Origin of the sequence: Nocardioides jiangsuensis (assembly GCF_019679455.1) — a bacterium.
Taxonomy (GTDB): Bacteria; Actinomycetota; Actinomycetes; order Propionibacteriales; family Nocardioidaceae; genus Nocardioides_C; species Nocardioides_C jiangsuensis.
The window spans coordinates 1,271,893-1,288,486 of sequence record NZ_JAIEZQ010000001.1; the positions used below are offsets into that span (position 1 = coordinate 1,271,893).

General features: G+C 72.0%; 17 protein-coding genes, 2 tRNA genes and 1 other RNA gene. 11 read left to right on the plus strand and 9 right to left on the minus strand.

The genetic code is table 11. From position 1 onward, the window contains the following. Positions 1–74: 74 nt before the first annotated feature. Both K1X13_RS05960 and K1X13_RS05965 read right to left on the minus strand, forming a co-directional pair. Positions 75–605, minus strand: coding sequence for a LytR C-terminal domain-containing protein (locus K1X13_RS05960; protein WP_221024050.1), 531 nt, complete (start codon positions 603–605; stop codon positions 75–77). 5 nt (positions 606–610) lie between these two features. Beyond that, complete coding sequence (locus K1X13_RS05965) at positions 611–907, minus strand: type II toxin-antitoxin system VapB family antitoxin (protein ID WP_221024051.1); 297 nt, start codon at positions 905–907, stop codon at positions 611–613. 163 nt (positions 908–1,070) lie between these two features. On the opposite strand from K1X13_RS05965, the gene K1X13_RS05970 reads away from it, so the two are divergent. After that, entirely contained in the window at positions 1,071–1,643 is a 573-nt protein-coding gene (locus K1X13_RS05970; RefSeq protein ID WP_221024052.1) for a hypothetical protein, read from the plus strand. A gap of 37 nt (positions 1,644–1,680) precedes the next feature. On the opposite strand, the gene K1X13_RS05975 is transcribed toward K1X13_RS05970, so the two are convergent. The 3 genes from K1X13_RS05975 to K1X13_RS05985 form a co-directional block, all read right to left on the minus strand. Further along, positions 1,681–1,935 carry a three-helix bundle dimerization domain-containing protein gene (locus K1X13_RS05975; RefSeq protein WP_221024053.1) on the minus strand — a complete coding sequence of 85 codons (255 nt, stop codon included), beginning with the start codon at positions 1,933–1,935 and terminating at the stop codon, positions 1,681–1,683. 40 nt (positions 1,936–1,975) lie between these two features. Next, positions 1,976–2,497 carry a hypothetical protein gene (locus K1X13_RS05980; RefSeq protein WP_221024054.1) on the minus strand — a complete coding sequence of 174 codons (522 nt, stop codon included), beginning with the start codon at positions 2,495–2,497 and terminating at the stop codon, positions 1,976–1,978. Positions 2,498–2,706: 209 nt separating this feature from the next. Further along, a tRNA-Ser gene (locus K1X13_RS05985) sits at positions 2,707–2,794 on the minus strand. 85 nt (positions 2,795–2,879) lie between these two features. Here K1X13_RS05985 and ffs point away from each other — a divergent pair. The 8 genes from ffs (at position 2,880) to K1X13_RS06025 (ending at position 10,573) form a co-directional block, all read left to right on the plus strand. After that, an RNA gene (gene ffs / locus K1X13_RS05990) (signal recognition particle sRNA small type) lies at positions 2,880–2,970 on the plus strand. 91 nt (positions 2,971–3,061) lie between these two features. After that, positions 3,062–5,290, plus strand: a complete 2,229-nt coding sequence (locus tag K1X13_RS05995) for a DNA polymerase III subunit gamma and tau (RefSeq protein ID WP_221024055.1) — start codon at positions 3,062–3,064, stop codon at positions 5,288–5,290. A gap of 154 nt (positions 5,291–5,444) precedes the next feature. Next, on the plus strand, positions 5,445–5,810 hold the full coding sequence (locus K1X13_RS06000) for a YbaB/EbfC family nucleoid-associated protein (protein WP_221024056.1): 366 nt from the start codon (positions 5,445–5,447) through the stop codon (positions 5,808–5,810). Beyond that, entirely contained in the window at positions 5,810–6,409 is a 600-nt protein-coding gene (gene recR, locus K1X13_RS06005) for a recombination mediator RecR (protein WP_221024057.1), read from the plus strand. Before K1X13_RS06000 ends, recR begins: the two co-directional genes overlap by 1 nt. Further along, positions 6,402–7,025: a DUF5063 domain-containing protein gene (locus K1X13_RS06010; protein WP_221024058.1), complete on the plus strand. Its 624-nt coding sequence runs from the start codon at positions 6,402–6,404 to the stop codon at positions 7,023–7,025. The genes recR and K1X13_RS06010 overlap by 8 nt, the downstream gene beginning before the upstream one ends. 151 nt (positions 7,026–7,176) lie before the next feature. Continuing rightward, positions 7,177–8,448: an aspartate kinase gene (locus K1X13_RS06015; RefSeq protein WP_221024059.1), complete on the plus strand. Its 1,272-nt coding sequence runs from the start codon at positions 7,177–7,179 to the stop codon at positions 8,446–8,448. Between the two features lie 62 nt (positions 8,449–8,510). Next, complete coding sequence (locus K1X13_RS06020) at positions 8,511–9,500, plus strand: aspartate-semialdehyde dehydrogenase (RefSeq protein WP_225914814.1); 990 nt, start codon at positions 8,511–8,513, stop codon at positions 9,498–9,500. A gap of 56 nt (positions 9,501–9,556) precedes the next feature. Next, a complete protein-coding gene (locus K1X13_RS06025) occupies positions 9,557–10,573 on the plus strand; it encodes an aspartate-semialdehyde dehydrogenase (RefSeq protein WP_221024607.1) in 1,017 nt (338 codons plus the stop codon). Between the two features lie 175 nt (positions 10,574–10,748). Here the strand turns inward: K1X13_RS06025 and K1X13_RS06030 are convergent, their stop codons facing one another. Beyond that, positions 10,749–11,393, minus strand: a complete 645-nt coding sequence (locus tag K1X13_RS06030; protein WP_221024060.1) for a hypothetical protein — start codon at positions 11,391–11,393, stop codon at positions 10,749–10,751. A 178-nt stretch (positions 11,394–11,571) separates the two neighbouring features. On the opposite strand from K1X13_RS06030, the gene K1X13_RS06035 reads away from it, so the two are divergent. Further along, on the plus strand, positions 11,572–12,225 hold the full coding sequence (locus K1X13_RS06035; RefSeq protein ID WP_221024061.1) for a fasciclin domain-containing protein: 654 nt from the start codon (positions 11,572–11,574) through the stop codon (positions 12,223–12,225). A 71-nt stretch (positions 12,226–12,296) separates the two neighbouring features. Here the strand turns inward: K1X13_RS06035 and K1X13_RS06040 are convergent. Then, positions 12,297–12,370 (minus strand) — tRNA-Pro (locus K1X13_RS06040). A 70-nt stretch (positions 12,371–12,440) separates the two neighbouring features. Beyond that, positions 12,441–13,397, minus strand: coding sequence for a metallophosphoesterase (locus K1X13_RS06045; RefSeq protein ID WP_221024062.1), 957 nt, complete (start codon positions 13,395–13,397; stop codon positions 12,441–12,443). Positions 13,398–13,422: 25 nt separating this feature from the next. On the opposite strand from K1X13_RS06045, the gene K1X13_RS06050 reads away from it, so the two are divergent. After that, the gene (locus tag K1X13_RS06050; protein ID WP_221024063.1) at positions 13,423–13,881 is read left to right on the plus strand and encodes a GatB/YqeY domain-containing protein; all 459 of its coding nucleotides are present in this window, start codon (positions 13,423–13,425) and stop codon (positions 13,879–13,881) included. Positions 13,882–13,936: 55 nt separating this feature from the next. Here K1X13_RS06050 and K1X13_RS06055 read toward each other — a convergent pair whose 3' ends face one another. Next, positions 13,937–16,426 carry a transglycosylase domain-containing protein gene (locus K1X13_RS06055; RefSeq protein WP_221024064.1) on the minus strand — a complete coding sequence of 830 codons (2,490 nt, stop codon included), beginning with the start codon at positions 16,424–16,426 and terminating at the stop codon, positions 13,937–13,939. Positions 16,427–16,594: the final 168 nt, after the last annotated feature.

Sequence of the window (16,594 nt, forward strand, 5' to 3'; positions counted from 1 at the left end):
CGACTGACCCCTCAACGCGTCACGACTGACGCCTCAACGCCGCACGAGTGACGCCTCAACGAGGGGAGGGCGTGTCAGGCGTTGGGGGACTGCGACACGCAGCGCTGCTGGGTGGCCTTGACCCGCAGCGTGGTCTTGGCCTTGGACAGCCCGGTGAAGTCGTCGCCGACGAGTACGTCGACCCCGGGGCCGAGGTCCACGTCGGAGTACGTCACCTTCACGGTCTTCCCGAACTGCAGCGCGACCAGCCGCGCCTCGGCGTCGTCCTCGATGGTCGACCACACCTGCACCCGGCGCACGTCGGCGTCGGAGGGTGCGTTGCTGGCCTCTCCCGGCTGGAAGCCACGCTTGCGCAGCAGACCCAGCGTCTCGTCGGCGAGTCCGGAGGTGGTGCCGGCGTTGAAGACGCTCACCTCGACCTGGGCGGCGCGGACCCGCTGACCCGCCTTGATCGGCTCGGTGGTGCAGGAGGCGGACGTCTCGCCGCCGGCCGTGGCGGTCCCCGGCAGCTCGGCGAACAGCGAGCGCCAGCCCAGGATCGCGCCGACGACAAGGATGCCGACGAGCACGAACATGGTCACTGCGGTCGTGAGCTGTCTTCCCATCGGGGTCAGCCTGCCATGGTGTGGACGCGGGCGTGAAGGACTTGGCGCTGGTGGAGGGCCGCACGGAGGGCTCGGTGCAGCCCGTCCTCCAGGTAGAGCTCGCCGTGCCACTCGACCACGTGCGCGAAGAGGTCGCCGAAGAACGTGGAGTCCTCGTCGAGGAGAGCGGCCAGCTGGAGGGTGTCCTTGGTCGTGATCAGCTCGTCGAGCCGGACCTGCCGCGGCGGCAGCGCTGCCCAGTCCCGCGGAGTGAGTCCGTGGTCGGGGTAGGGGCGGCCGTCGCCCACGCGCTTGAAGATCACGAGCGCCAAGCATAGGGGCCCGGCCCGGGGCGGCCGCGCGGCGTCGCTCGGAGCCCTTGGGCGCCGCGGCCGGGACGGCGGGTGGCGGGGCTCACGTTGCACAACCGTCGAGATGGTTGATTAGGTAAGGCTCACCTAACCAACGTCTCGGAGGATCCCTGCCATGCGTCGACCCGCCCTCGCCCTCGCCGCCACCCCGCTGCTCGCCCTCGCTGCCTGCGGAGGTGCGGAGGCCGGTGCGGAGGAGCACGCCTCGCCCGTCCCGGACGGGGTCGTCGAGCAGTACGGCACGCTCGACGACGAGGTGAAGGAGCGCGGCGGGCGGACCACCGCCGGAGAATGGACGGTCTCCTACATCGTGGAGGCCGCCGAGCCCTGGTTCGAGGGCCACGGGCAGCACGAGAAGTTCCGCGAGCCCGCCTCGGGCGAGACCCACCACATCGAGATCATTCCCACCGAGACGTCCACCGGACGGATCGTCCCCGACGTCCCGGTGAACGTCCAGGTCATCGACGAGAAGGGCGCGGTGGTCGACGAGCAGCGCCTGAACTTCTACTACAGCGCCTTCTTCCACTACGCGAACAACTTCTCCGTGCCCGCCGACGGCAGCTACACGCTGCGCGCCACGCTCGGTGCGCCCACCTTCCTGCGGCACGGTGAGGAGTCCGAGCAGCCGGCGCTGACGGAGGGCGCGACGGTCACGTTCGAGGACGTCGAGCTGACCCGCGAGGGCTGAGCCTGAACGTGCGCCGTACGGCGTCCGAGGCGGTCCGTCAGTACGACGGGGCGGGGTCGGTGTGCGAAGGGATGCGTCCGAGCGCGTCCGCCGCCGCCCGGGTCGCGAGCACCGGGACGTAGTTGCGCACGGTGGCCTCGTCGAGGGCGCTCCAGGCCGCGGCAACCTCGGCCTCGACCACGTCCGGGGCCACGAGCGGGAAGCGCCGACGCAGCGTGGCGACGACCCGGTCGCGGGCGCGGGCCTCGTCGCTCGCGAGCGGCCGGTACCGGTGGCAGGGTCCCTCGGTCACCGTGACCTGCCGGGTCGACGTACGGCGAGCCGGGGCGACCTCAATGCAGCAGCGCCTTGAGCAGGATCATCAGGACGCCGAACATCCCCGCAACGGCGGCCGACGCCAGACGCTCCCCGAACGTGAGGTGCCCGCTCCGGCCCACCTCCCAGCCGGCGAGGCAGAGCAGCGCGGTGCCGACGACGAGTGCCGCGAAGATCGACGTCGAGATGTCGGCACCCAGCTGCCCGGTCGTCACCAGGACGGCCAGCGGCAGCACCGAGGTGGTGACGATCTCCCAGCCGTGGGTGAGCAGCGTGCGGAACTGGTGCCGCGACAGCCGGTGCCCCTGGGCGATCAGGGCGGCCATCACCCGGGCGTAGCGCTCGGCGGCCCAGTAGATGCCCAGAGTGACCAGGACGAAGAACGCGAGGCGCCCCACCGAGTCCACATGGGCGGCGGTCATCACCGCGGAGCTGACGATCACCCCGTAGATACCGGCGGTCAGCCGCTCCTCGGCCTCCTGCGGCGACTCGGTCGGGTCGCGGTGGGAGTGGATGCGGACCCAGTGGCGTTCTGCCATGCCCGCCACGATGGTCACCGCTCGTGCCGGGCGCATCCCCCCGCGGGGGTGACGGCGGGAGACCCTCGTCCTGCGCAGGATGTGCTCAGCGCAGCGAGTGGGGTGAGGGTCGTGGAGGACGCTCCAGGTGCAGCCGGGACGACGACGGAGACGTGAAACGCCGGCCCGGCCCCCTGGGGGACCGAGCCGGCGTGATGCCTGGTGAGGCGTGGCGGAGGATAGGGGATTCGAACCCCTGAGGGCGTTAACCCAACCCGCTTTCCAAGCGAGCGCCATAGGCCACTAGGCGAATCCTCCGCCGGAGAGGTTACCGGTCAGGTGCCCGGAGGATGAAATCCGCCCGAGTTGGGCGCCGCGCGCGGCCTGTCCTACACTCTGGGGCAACCCCCCGTGCGGCGATAACTCGCCCAACTCCCCCAGGGCCGGAAGGCAGCAAGGGTCAGTGAGCTCTTTCGGGTGCGCGGGGGGCCTTTTCATGTCCGCGTCCGGGTCGCCCGCGACGACACCCGCGCGTCGGCGAGGTCGGGCTACCGGGCGTCGGTGCGGGTAGTTAGGGTTCAAGACGTGGAAGCACCCCTCGCCCTCTATCGCCGCTACCGGCCCGAGACGTTCGCCGAGGTCATCGGCCAAGACCACGTCACGACGCCGCTGCGCTCGGCGCTCGCGAACAACCGGGTGAACCACGCCTACCTGTTCTCCGGACCCCGTGGCTGCGGCAAGACCACCAGCGCCCGGATCCTGGCTCGCGCCCTCAACTGCGAGAAGGGCCCGATCGCGGAGCCGTGCGGTCAGTGCCGCTCCTGCACGGACCTCGCCCGCGGCGGTCCCGGCTCCATCGACGTGATCGAGATCGACGCCGCCAGCCACGGCGGCGTGGACGACGCCCGCGACCTGCGCGAGCGCGCCTTCTTCGCCCCGGTGAACAGCCGCTACAAGGTCTACATCATCGACGAGGCGCACATGGTCTCCACGCAGGGCTTCAACGCCCTGCTCAAGCTCGTCGAGGAGCCGCCGCCGCACCTGAAGTTCATCTTCGCCACGACCGAGCCCGAGAAGGTCATCGGCACGATCCGGTCGCGGACCCACCACTACCCGTTCCGGTTGATCCCGCCGCGGGTGCTGTCGGCCTACCTCGCTGAGCTGTGCGAGCAGGAGGGGGTCCGGATCGACCCGGCCGCGCTGCCGCTCGTGGTGCGCGCCGGTGGCGGGTCGGCGCGGGACACGCTCTCGGTCCTCGACCAGCTGCTCGGCGGCGCGGGCGACGACGGTGTCACCTACGAGCTCACCACCGGGCTGCTCGGCTTCACCCCCGACGCGCTCCTCGACGAGGTCGTCGACGCGTTCGCCGCGCACGACGGCGGCACCGTGTTCGGCGTGGTCGACAAGGTCATCGAGACCGGCCAGGACCCGCGGCGCTTCACCGAGGACCTGCTGCGCCGGCTGCGCGACCTCGTGATCATCTCCGCGGTCCCGGACGCGTCGGCCACCGGCCTGATCGACGTACCGGAGGACCAAGGTGAGCGGCTGGTGGCCCAGTCGGCCCGGTTCGGCCGGCACGACCTGACCCGCGCCGCGGACCTGGTCGCGGCCGGGCTCACCGAGATGCGCGGCGCGACGGCCCCGCGGCTGCTGCTGGAGCTGATCTGCGCGCGGGTGCTGCTGCCCGGCGCCGACGACTCCACCGAGGGCGTGCTCGCCCGGATCGACCGCATCGAGAAGCGGATGTCGATCGAGGGCGGCGTGCCCTCGTCCGCCGCTCCCGCGCAGCAGGCACCCGCCGTACGCCGGCCGGCCGCCCCTGAGCCGCAGACCGCCCCGCCGTCGTCCGCCCCCACGCAGCAACCGGCGGCACCCACCGCGAGCGCCCCGGCGCCCGAGAGTCGGGCCGTGAACGGTCCCGCAGCACAGCAGGGTGCGCCCCGCCCGGCCGCGGAGCCGCGCGACGCCGAGCCGGTCCAGACCTCCGGCTCGCAGCCGCAGGCCTGGCCCGCGCCCGCGCAGCCGGGTCAGCCCGCCGCCCAGGGGCCCGCGGCCCCGCCGGAGGCACCCGAGCAGACCGCCCCCGAGCCGGCGCAACCCACCGCCCCGGCCCCCGAGCAGCCCGCGCCCGCCGAGTCCGCGCCGTCGGGTGGCCTCGGCCTCGTCGAGGTCCGCCGGCTCTGGCCCGACCTGCTCGACGCGGTCAAGCTCAAGCGCCGCTACACCTGGATCCTGCTCAGCCAGAACGCCCAGGTCGCCGCCGTCGACGACAAGACGCTCACCATCGCGCTGGTCAACGCCGGCGCCCGCAACTCGTTCATGAGCGGCGGGAGCGAGGAGATCCTCCGGCAGGCCGCGATCGACGTGATCGGCCAGTCCTGGCGGATCGAGGCGATCGTCGACCCGTCCGCGCAGCCGGGTGCCGACCCCGCCTCCGAGCCGCGGGTCGTCCGCCCGGCGGTGCAGGAGCAGCAGCCGGCTCCCGGTCCGGACCAGTCCGCCACTCCCGGCCCGACCGCCGACCCCGCGATGCCGCCCGCGGCCGACACCCCGCCCGGCACCGCCGGCAGCCCGCCGGTCCCGCCGCCGGTCGACCTTGCCCGGCAGCCGATCGACCCCAGCGCCATCGCCAGCGCGCGGGAGGCCATCCAACCGACCCGGGCGGCAGGCGCGGTCGGTCCCAAGGGGCCGTCGGTGTCCGACACCGACGCGCACCCCGACGACCCGGACGCCGACGACCACGGTCTCGGCGGGGCCCAGCTCCTCGAGCGCGAGCTCGGGGCGCGGATCATCGAGGAGATCCGGCACGACTGACCCGCAGCCTCCCACGGGGAGCCGACGCGGCGCCGCGCACGACACCGCCGCGACGAACCGCATCGGACGCCCCGGCACCGGGCACGGGCAGGTCATCATCAGACTCACACCGGCACCACCGACCGACACCACGACCAGAGACAAGAGGGCAGCCATGACCGAGGGAAACCCGTTCGGCGAGGGCGGATTCGACATGAACGCGCTCCTGCAGCAGGCGCAGGAGATGCAGCAGCAGATGATGGCCGCGCAGGAGGAGCTCGCCGAGGCGACCGTCACCGGCACGGTCGGCGACGGCCTGGTCTCGGTGACCGTCAGCGGCACCGGCGACCTGGTCGGCGTCTCGATCAAGAAGGGCTCGTTCGACCCCGACGAGACCGAGGACCTCGAGGACCTCATCGTCGCGGCCTACCGTGACGCGAAGTCGCAGGCCGACGCGCTGGCGCAGCAGAAGCTCGGCCCCCTGGCCGGTGGCCTCGGCGGTGGCGAGGGCGGCGGGCCGGGCGGACAGCTCGGCTTCTGATGTACGAAGGCGTTGTCCAGGACCTCATCGACGAGCTGGGTCGGCTCCCCGGTGTCGGTCCCAAGAGCGCGCAGCGGATCGCGTTCCACATCCTCCAGGCCGACCCGGTCGACGTACGCCGGCTGGCCGAGGTGCTCATCGTCGTCAAGGACAAGGTGAAGTTCTGCTCGGTCTGCGGGAACGTCGCCGAGGACGAGCTGTGCCGGATCTGCCGTGACCAGCGTCGCGACCCGGCCGTGATCTGCGTCGTCGAGGAGTCCAAGGACGTCGTCGCCATCGAGCGCACCCGCGAGTTCCGGGGCCGCTACCACGTGCTGGGCGGCGCGATCTCGCCGATCGAGGGCGTCGGACCCGACGACCTGCGGATCCGGGAGCTGATGACCCGGCTCGCCGACGGCGTCGTCACCGAGGTCATCCTGGCCACCGACCCGAACCTCGAGGGCGAGGCGACCGCGACGTATCTCACCCGGCTGTTGCGACCCATGGGGTTGCGCGTGACCCGACTTGCTAGTGGACTGCCTGTAGGTGGTGACCTGGAGTACGCAGACGAGGTCACCCTCGGACGGGCCTTCGAAGGGAGACGATCCGTCGATGACTGAGGACAGCGTGACGCCCGCCGCGGGCGCCGAGCGGGCCGTGCACAGCGACATCGAGGACTTCGCGCAGCAGATCGCCGACCAGGTGGAGAGCTTCCTCCTGGCCCTGCAGGCGATCGCGCGCGGCGAGGCCGCCGGTGGTCACGCGGTGTCCCTGCTGCTGCTCGAGGTCTCCCAGGTGCTCCTCGCGGGCGCCCGGCTCGGCGTGCAGACCGACTTCCAGCCCGCCGAGCCGTACGAGCCCGACGCCGGTCCGGACCCCGACCTCGACGCGATGCGGCTGCGCCTCGCGGTGCTGCTCGAGGGCGTGGACGCCTACACCGAGGTGTTCGACCCGTACGTCGACCCGCCGGAGCTCGCGCCCTCGCTGCTGTCCGACGACCTGACCAGCATCGCCACCTCGCTCGCGCACGGCCTGCGGCACTTCCGCGCCGGGCGGGTCGACGAAGCGCTGTGGTGGTGGCAGTTCTCCTACGTCTCCTCATGGGGCCACGAGGCCAGCGGCGCCCTGCGCGCGCTGCAGTCGGTGGTCTCCCACGACCGGCTCGACGCGGAGTTCGAGAGTGAGCAGGACCAGGTGGCCGCGGCCGATGCCCTGCTCGAATCCGCAAATCCTTAAGCACGACCGGGTGGCCGTCCGCTCGACGCCGGAAATTCTCCTGTCGTGCGGCCGTCACGCCTCCGTCTTGTGATACGGCGGCCGGTCGGCGCCGTACACCTGCGCCGCTAGAATCGGCCGGGTTGGAACCGACCAGATCTCGAGGAGAACCGTGGGCATTGTCGTGCAGAAGTACGGCGGCTCCTCCGTGGCCGACGCCGAGGGCATCAAGCGAGTAGCCCAGCGGATCGTCGAGGCCAAGAAGGCAGGAAACGACGTCGTCGTCGTGGTGTCCGCGATGGGCGACACCACCGACGAGCTCATCGACCTCGCCGAGCAGGTGTCGCCGCTGCCCGCCGGGCGCGAGCTCGACATGCTGCTCACCGCGGGCGAGCGCATCTCGATGGCGCTGCTCGCGATGGCCATCGGCAACCTCGGCCAGGAGGCCCGGTCGTTCACCGGCAGCCAGGCAGGCGTGATCACCGACGGCGCCCACGGCAAGGCGAAGATCATCGACGTGACGCCCGGCCGGATCGAGAAGGCGCTGCAGAGCGGCGCGGTCGCGATCGTCGCCGGCTTCCAGGGCGTCAGCCAGGACACCAAGGACATCACCACGCTCGGCCGCGGCGGCTCCGACACGACCGCGGTGGCGCTCGCCGCCGCGCTGCGTGCCGACGTGTGCGAGATCTACAGCGACGTCGACGGCGTGTTCACCGCCGACCCGCGGATCGTCGCGAGTGCCCGTAAGCGCGACCGCATCTCCTACGAGGAGATGCTGGAGATGGCGGCCTGCGGCGCGAAGATCCTTCACCTGCGGTGCGTGGAGTACGCCCGCCGGTACCAGATGCCGATCCACGTGCGGTCCTCCTTCAGCCAGAAGACCGGGACCTGGATCGCCGACCACGAGGTTGAGGTAGAGGACATGGAACAGGCCATCATCGCCGGCGTCGCGCACGACCGCAGCGAAGCCAAGATCACCGTGGTCGGGGTGCCCGACAAGGTGGGCGAGGCGGCCCGGATCTTCGAGGCGCTCTCCGAGGCGCAGATCAACCTCGACATGATCGTGCAGAACGTCTCCGCGGCCAGCACGAACCTGACCGACATCTCCTTCACGCTGCCCCGCGACGACGGCCAGGTCGCGATGAGCGCGCTCGCCCGGCTCAAGGATGAGGTCGGCTACGACTCCCTGCTGTACGACGACCGGATCGGGAAGGTCTCGCTGATCGGCGCCGGCATGCGCTCGCACCCGGGTGTGACCGCGAAGTTCTTCGCGGCGCTCGCCGCCGCCGGCGTGAACATCGAGATGATCTCCACCTCCGAGATCCGGATCTCGGTGATCGTCGACGAGGCGCAGGTGGACGACGCGGTCAGCGCCACCCACACCGCCTTCGAGCTCGACTCCGACGAGGTCGAGGCCGTGGTCTACGGCGGGACCGGCCGGTGAGCCCCGCGGGACAGGGGGTGCGGCTCGGCATCGTCGGCGCCACCGGTCAGGTCGGCGCGGTGATGCGCCGCATCCTGCTCGAGCGCGACTTCCCCGTCTCCGACATCCGGTTCTTCGCCTCGGCGCGCTCCGCGGGCACCACGATCGAGTGGGGCGGCCGGCAGGTCGTCGTCGAGGACGCCGCCACCGCGGACCCGAGCGGCCTCGACATCGCGCTGTTCTCCGCCGGCGGCGCCACCTCGCGCGCGCTGGCCCCGAAGTTCGCGGCCGCCGGCGCCGTCGTGGTCGACAACTCCTCGGCCTGGCGGATGGACCCCGACGTGCCGCTGGTCGTCTCGGAGGTCAACCCCGCGGCGGTCCGTGAGGCCCGCAAGGGCATCATCGCCAACCCGAACTGCACCACGATGGCCGCGATGCCGGTGCTCAAGCCCCTGCACGACGAGGCCGGCCTGGTCCGGCTGGTGGCGAGCACGTACCAGGCCGTGTCCGGCAGCGGCGTGGCCGGGGTGGCCGAGCTCGACGGCCAGGTGCGGGCCGCGGGCGAGGACGCCGCGGGCCTGGCGCACGACGGGGGCGCCGTGGACTTCCCGGCCTCGTCGACGTACGCCCGGACCATCGCCTTCAACGTGCTGCCCCTGGCCGGCTCGCTGGTCGACGACGGCAGCGGCGAGACCGACGAGGAGCAGAAGCTCCGGAACGAGAGCCGCAAGATCCTCGGCATCCCCGACCTGCGGGTGTCGGGGATCTGCGTCCGGGTCCCGGTCTTCACCGGCCACTCGCTCGCGATCAACGCCGAGTTCGCCCGACCGCTGTCGGCCAAGCGGGCCACCGAGATCCTCGCCGACACCCCCGGCGTGCAGCTCTCGGACATCCCGACGCCGCTCCAGGCCGCGGGCGCCGACCCGAGCTTCGTCGGCCGGATCCGGCAGGACCCCGGGGTCGACGACGAGCGGGGCCTCGCGCTGTTCATCAGCAACGACAACCTGCGCAAGGGTGCCGCGCTCAACACCGTGCAGCTGGCGGAGCTCGTCGCGCGCGACCTCTCCTCGTGACCGTCCGTCGGCCCACCCTGGCCGTCGTCGGAGCCACCGGTGCGGTGGGCGCGGTCATGCTGCAGCTGCTGTCCCAGCGCGCCGACGTGTGGGGCGAGATCCGGCTGGTCGCGTCCAAGCGCTCGGCCGGCAAGAAGCTGCGGGTGCGGGGTGAGGACGTGCTCGTCCACGCGCTCTCGGAGAAGGTGTTCGACGGGGTGGACGTGGCGATGTTCGACGTCCCCGACGACGTGGCCCGGGAGTGGGCCCCGATCGCGGTGTCCCGTGGCGCGGTGGTCGTGGACAACTCGGGCGCGTTCCGGATGGACCCCGACGTCCCGCTCGTGGTGCCGGAGGTCAACGCCGGCACGGTGCGCAACCGCCCGCTCGGCATCGTGTCCAACCCCAACTGCACGACGCTGACGATGATGGACGCGCTCGGCGCGCTGCACGCCAGGTGGAGCCTCGAGTCGGTCGTGGTCGCGTCGTACCAGGCCGCCTCCGGCGCCGGTCAGGTCGGCGTGGACCGGCTGTACGACGAGCTCGAGGTGGTCGCGGGCGACCGTACCCTCGGCACCGTCGCGGGCGACGTACGGCGGGCGGTGGAGGACAAGCTCGGGGAGACCGGCTCGCCGTTCGCGGCGCCGCTGGCGCTCAACGTGGTGCCGTGGGCCGGCTCCGCCCAGGACGGCGGGTGGACCAGCGAGGAGCTCAAGGTCCGCAACGAGTCCCGGAAGATCCTCGGCCTTCCCGACCTGAAGGTCTCGGCCACCTGTGTGCGGGTCCCGGTGGTGACCACCCACTCGCTGGTGGTGCACGCGACCTTCGCGGAGCAGGTGAGCGTGGAGGAGGCACGCACGACCCTCGTGCAGGCACCGACCGTCGTGGTGATCGACGACCCCGGCAGCGGCGACTTCCCGACGCCGGTGGACGTGGTGGGCGCCGACCCGACGTTCGTGGGCCGGATCCGGCAGGCCCTGGACTTCCCGAACACGCTGGAGCTGTTCGTGTGCGGGGACAACCTGCGCAAGGGGGCCGCGCTCAACGCCGCGCAGATCGCCGAGCTTCTCGCGGAGGAGCTCACCACGACCTGACCCCCGCCCTCGGGGCCGGTCAGTAGGCCAGGCGGGGCGCCACGACCGCCTCGGCCAGGTCGGTCGGCGAGACCCGGCCCGAGACGTAGGCGTCCACGACTGCCCCGACCAGGTCGCTCAGCGACTCCATCCACGGCTGCGGCTGGCTCCGGGCCAAGCCGGGCGGGGCAGACGTTCAGTGGCGGGCGGGCTCGTCCTCGAAGCGCGTGGTCACCCAGTGCGCGAGCAGGTACGCCGCGGCGCCGAGCACGGGCAGTACGAGCGCCGTCCACGCTGAGAAGACCATGTCGAGCAGCACCAGCATGGTCACCACGGCGACGATCCCGACGGCGAGGAAGCTCGTGCTCCCGGCGTCGGCCACCGCGAACGCCTTGAGCAGCACCGAGCCGAGCAGCACCATCACCGCGACGATCGCGACGAGCAGGAAGAACCCGGCCGGGCCGCCGCAGCTGCTGGTGCCGCCGACCGCCTCACAGCCGCGCATCGCCGCGAAGGTCAGCAGCACGCCCGCGAACCCGACCACGGCTCCGGTGACGGCCGCCGCCACCCGGCCGGACAGGCGGGGGCCGCTGCGGGCCGCGACCCGTGCCCGCTCCGGTCGGTCGGCCGTCGTGGTGGCCCCCGCGAACGTCTCGACCGCGCGTCGCCGTCCCGGTTCGCGCGCCGGCACGGCGGCCGGGGCCCTGGGCGGCGTGGTGGGCGGTGTGCCGTGGTCACTCGGCCCCGCCAGCGTCGCCTTCCTCCGGCGTCCGAGGCCCGGGAGCCGGAGCGCGGGGAGCTCGAGTGACGGTTCCGTCTTGTCGTCGTCGGACTGGCCCATGGGCCGAGTGTGCCAGAGATGCCCGTTCGCTCCCGTCCTGTCACCCCGGCCGGTCCGGTCCAGCCGCACGAACCCGCGAGATTTCAGCGGTCCGGCCCATCCGCTCCCTGCGCCACCCCGAACCCCAGACGTGTGGCAGCCGCCACACGAATCACGCTCAGGGGAGGGAGACCCCAGCATGACTCGCAAGCGACACCTCACATCGGCTCTCACCGCACTCGCGGTGGGATCCTCGGCGCTCGTCGCCGCAACCGTCCCGGCACAGGCACAGGCGGCGGAGGGCCCGCTCGGCAAGACCAGCCTCGCCAAGGTCCTCGCGGCCGACGGCGCCGGCTTCGACAAGAACTCCCGGGACTTCGACATCCTCGACAACGCCGTCCGCGCGGTGCTGGCCGAGAAGCCGAAGAGCCCGGTGTCGGTCCTGGCCAAGGGGCGGGTGAAGCTCACCGCCTTCGCCCCCATTGACGGGGCGTTCCGCCGGCTCGTGCTCGACGTCACCGGCGAGCACTACCGCAGCGAGAAGCGGGTGTTCACGGAGCTCGCGGCGGCCGCCGACATCGACACCATCGAGAGCGTGCTGCTCTACCACGTCGTCCCGGGCGCGGTGATCACCAGCAAGGCCGCCCGGCACTCCGACGGCGCGAAGCTGACCACGGCGCTCGAGGACGGCACCGTGCGGGTGAACGTGCGGCGGGACGGACGGGTGTTCCTCGTGGATGCGGACACGAACGACGCGAACCCGCGTCTGATCCGCAAGCTCAAGAACCTCAACCAGGGGAACCGGCAGATCGCCCACGGCATCAGCCAGGTGCTGCGACCGCTCGACCTCTGAGCCCGGCGCACACCGGGAAGCAGCGAGCCCCGGGACATGATCGCTCATGTCCCGGGGCTCGATCTCTCGCGTCGGGCTGACAGGATTTGAACCTGCGGCCTCGTCGTCCCGAACGACGCGCGCTACCAAACTGCGCCACAGCCCGAGAGCGACGCGAGTCTACCTGAGCCCCACGCGTGCGACGAAACCGGGACCGGTCCGGGGGACGAACCGGGTCAGGCCGGGCACGCGGTGAGGGTGAGCAGGGTGGCCTCGGGGCGGCAGCAGAACCGCACCGGGACGTACGGGGAGGTGCCCAGGCCGGCGGACACGTGCAGCCACGCGCCGGCCGGGTCACCGGGGCGCGAGTCGGCCGGGTGCCGGTGCAGCCCCTTGGCGCGGGCCGGGTCGAGGTCGCAGTTGGTGACGATCGCGCCCTTGACCGGCAGGCACAGCTGGCCTCCGTGCGTGTGCCCCGCGAGCACCGCGTCGTACCCGTCGCCGGCGAACGCGTCGAGCACCCGCAGGTACGGCGCGTGGCAGACCCCGAGGCGTACGTCGGCCGTCGGGTCGGCCGGTCCCGCGACGGCCGCGAGGTCGTCGTACTCCAGGTGCGGGTCGTCGACACCCGCGAAGGCGAACCGGACACCCCGCACGGTCAGCTCGTCACGGCGGTTGTCCAGGTCGAGCCAGCCGCGGGCGGTGAAGCCGTCGCGCAGGTCGCGCCACGGCAGCGCCGGGGTGTGGGTGTTGCGCTGGCCGTCGTCGGGGAGCAGGTAGCGGACCGGGTTCCGCGTCGACGGTGCGAAGTAGTCGTTGGAGCCGAGGACGAACACGCCCGGCACGTCGAGCAGGTCGCCGAGGGCGTCGAGCACGACGGGCACCGACCGCTGGTGCGCGAGGTTGTCACCGGTGTTCACGACCAGGTCCGGCTCGAGCGCCGCGAGCCCGTGCACCCACGCCTGCTTCCGCTTCTGGTACGGCGTCATGTGCATGTCGCTGAGGTGCAGCACCTTCAGCGGCTCGCTGCCCGCGGGCAGCACCGGCAGCTCTGCCCGGCGCAACGTGAACGCCCGGACCTCGTAGCCCGCGGCATACCCGAGGCCGGCGGCGCCGAGCAGCGCTGCCGCGCCCAGCCCCCGCACGACGGGCCGGGAGAGGAGGCTGGGGCTGGTGCTGGTCGTCGGGAGCATCCGACAAGGCTGCCACAATGGCCACATGAGTGAGCTCAAGGACCGCCTGCGTACCGACCTGACCGCCGCGATCAAGGCCCGGGACGAGGTGCGCTCGTCGACGCTGCGGATGGTCCTGACCGCGATCACGAACGCCGAGGTGTCCGGCAAGCAGAGCCGGGAGCTCTCCGACGAGGACGTGGTCACCGTGCTCAGCAGCGAGTCGAAGAAGCGGCGCGAGGCCGCCGAGGCGTTCGACGCCGCCGGCCGCACGGAGATGGCCGCCAAGGAGCGGGCGGAGGCAGAGGTGATCGCCGACTACCTGCCGACGCCGCTCACCGAGCAGGAGATCGCGGACCTCGTCACCTCGGCGATCGCGCAGACCGGCGCCGCCGCCGAGGGCATGCGCGCCATGGGCAAGGTCATGGGCGCGATCTCGTCGCAGGTCAAGGGCAGGGCCGACGGCGGCGTGGTGGCCGCCGAGGTCCGCCGCCAGCTCGGCTGAGCCCTGAGAACGAGGACGGCCGGCGCGGGGTGAGCCCCCACGCCGGCCGTCTGTGTCAGCGGGTCCGGTCGGTGGCGCCGCCGCCACCACCGCCACCGGTTCCGCCACCGCCGGTTCCACCGCCACCGGTTCCGCCGCCGTCACCGCCGCCGGTTCCCCCACCGCCACCGCCACCGTTGTCCGGGGACGGTTGCGGGGACGGAGCGGGCTGGGGTTCCGGCTGCGGCGCCGGCTCGGGCTCGGGCTCGGGCTCGGGTGCCGGCGGCACGTACGGGCTGCCGTCGGACAGGTAGATCGTGACCGAGCTGCCGGAGCCGATCGTGCTGCCGGAGGCCGGGTCGAGGTACGCCACGGTGCCGTAGGCGTTCTCGGAGTCGACCAGCGGACCGATCTGGGGGAACAGGCCGGCCTCACGCAGGATCTTGGCCGCCTCGTCGGGCTCGTAGCCGTAGACGCTGGGCACGGTGACCTGCTGGCCCTTGATCGTGCGCGGGTCGGGGGAGCGGAAGTTGGTGTCCGGCAGCCAGCGCTGCACGACCTTCATCATGTCGCCCCACATCGGTCCGGCGTTGGTGCTGCCGAACGCCTCCTCGACGTAGGTGCCGCCGATGGTCTGGCCGTTCAGCGACTTCCACTCGCCCAGGCCGTTGGCCCCCGCGATCATCGAGGCGGTGGCCAGCTCGGGGGTGTAGCCGAGGAACCACACGGCCATGTTCCCGTTGATCGTGCCCGTCTTGGCGGCGGACGGGGAGTCGAGCGCGAGGTCGGCGAGGTAGCCGAAGCCCTCGTCCGGCTCCTGGACGCCGCGGAGGATGTCGTTGACCGCGTCCGCGACGTCGTTCGGGAGCACCTGCTTGCACTCCTTGTCGTACTCCTTGAGCAGCTTCCCGGTGCTGTCCAGGATCTGGGTCACCGGACGGCTGTCGCAGTGCAGGCCGCGCGCCGCGAAGGTGGCGTAGGCGCCGGCCATCGTCAGCGGGTCGGTGTTGGTCACGCCCAGAGTGAACGGGGGGTAGACCTGGTCCTCGGGGACGTCCACACCCATGCTGCGGGCGAGCTTGACCGGCTCGCAGAGACCGGTGCGCAGCTCGAGCTGAGCGAAGAAGGTGTTCACCGACTGCTGGGTGCCGGTGTAGAGGTCGTAGGTGCCGGAGCCGGTGGAGTTCTCCGGCGACCAGACCTCCGTGCTGGTGAAGTTGCCGCCACAGGTGCGGAACCGGTTCTGCGGGAGGAACACCTCCGGCGGCGCCGCGATCTGGGTGGAGAGGGAGATGCCCTGGCGGATGGCCGCCGCGAGCACGAACGCCTTGAACGTCGAGCCCGCCTGGAAGCCGTTGGCGTCGCCGTACTCCGGCGGGACCACGTAGTTGAGGAAGGTCTGCCCCTTCTTCTTGTCCGGGCCCATCGGCCGCGACTGCGAGAGCGCGCGCACCTCCCCGGTGCCGGGCTCGACGCTGGCCAGGCCGCCGATGGCCCGGTCCGTCGGGTACACGTGGTCGGCCACCGAGTTGTCGGCCGCCTTCTGGAACCGCGGGTCGATCGTGGTCTTGATCGTCAGCCCGCCCGACAGCAGCCGCTGCTCGCGCGCCTCGCGGGTCTGACCGAGGTCCTCGTCGGCGAGCAGGTACTCGCGCGTGTAGTCGCAGAAGAACGGGGCGAACGACGACACGCAGCCGTTGCGGGCCGCGGTGATGTCGAGGCCTAGGCCCCGCTTGGCGGCGGCGTCGTGCTCCGAGCGGGAGATCACGTTCAGCTCGGCCATCCGGGCCAGGACGACGTCGCGTCGCTCGCGGGCCTCGTCCTTGTCGTTGGTCGGGTCGTAGCCGGTCGGGTTCTTCACGAGGCCGGCGAGCAGCGCCGCCTGGGGCAGGGTCAGCTTCGCCGCGGAGGTGGAGAAGTAGTGCCGGGCGGCGGCCTCGACGCCGTACGCCCCGTCGCCGAAGTAGGCGATGTTGAGGTAGCGCTCGAGGATCCAGTCCTTGTCGTACTTCTCCTCGAACGCGACCGCGTAGCGCAGCTCGTTGAGCTTCCGCTCGTAGGTGTCCGCCTGCGCCGCGGCCTGCTCCTCGGCGGTGTCGGCCTGGTTGATCAGGGTCATCTTCACCATCTGCTGGGTGATCGAGGACCCGCCCTGGACGACGCCGTCGGCGGCCTGGTTGCTGATGAACGCACGCAGCGTGCCCTTGAGGTCGAGGGCGCCGTGGTCGTAGTACCGGTAGTCCTCGATCGCGATGATCGCCTTCTTCATGATCGGCGCCACCCGCTCGAGGGGGACGTTGACCCGGTTCTGGTCGTAGAAGGTGGCCAGCACGCTGCCGTCGCGGGCCAGCAGCCGGGTGCGCTCCGCGAGCGGCTCCGCGGTGAGGTCGGCCGGGAGGGAGTCCATCCCCTCCGAGACCGAACGGGCGCCCAGCCCGGCGACCCCCGCGAAGGGGATGGCGAGGCCGGCGGCGAGGACCCCCATGACCGCGGACACGGCCACCATGACCCCGAGGTGCGAGAGGATGCTGGCGAATCCGAGACGGTCGTCTCTGCGTGCAGACATGCTGCCTAGGGTACGGGACCGCCCTGTCGCGGTCCCGTTACCGCAAACCGCGTGGCTTCGGCGGCTCATCGCGCTCCGCGTGTCGCGGGACCGGTCCGGAGAATGGCCCGAAGGTGCTACCCGCGGACTAGGGCGTCGGACCAGCGGGTTCACGTACGCTCGGGCACG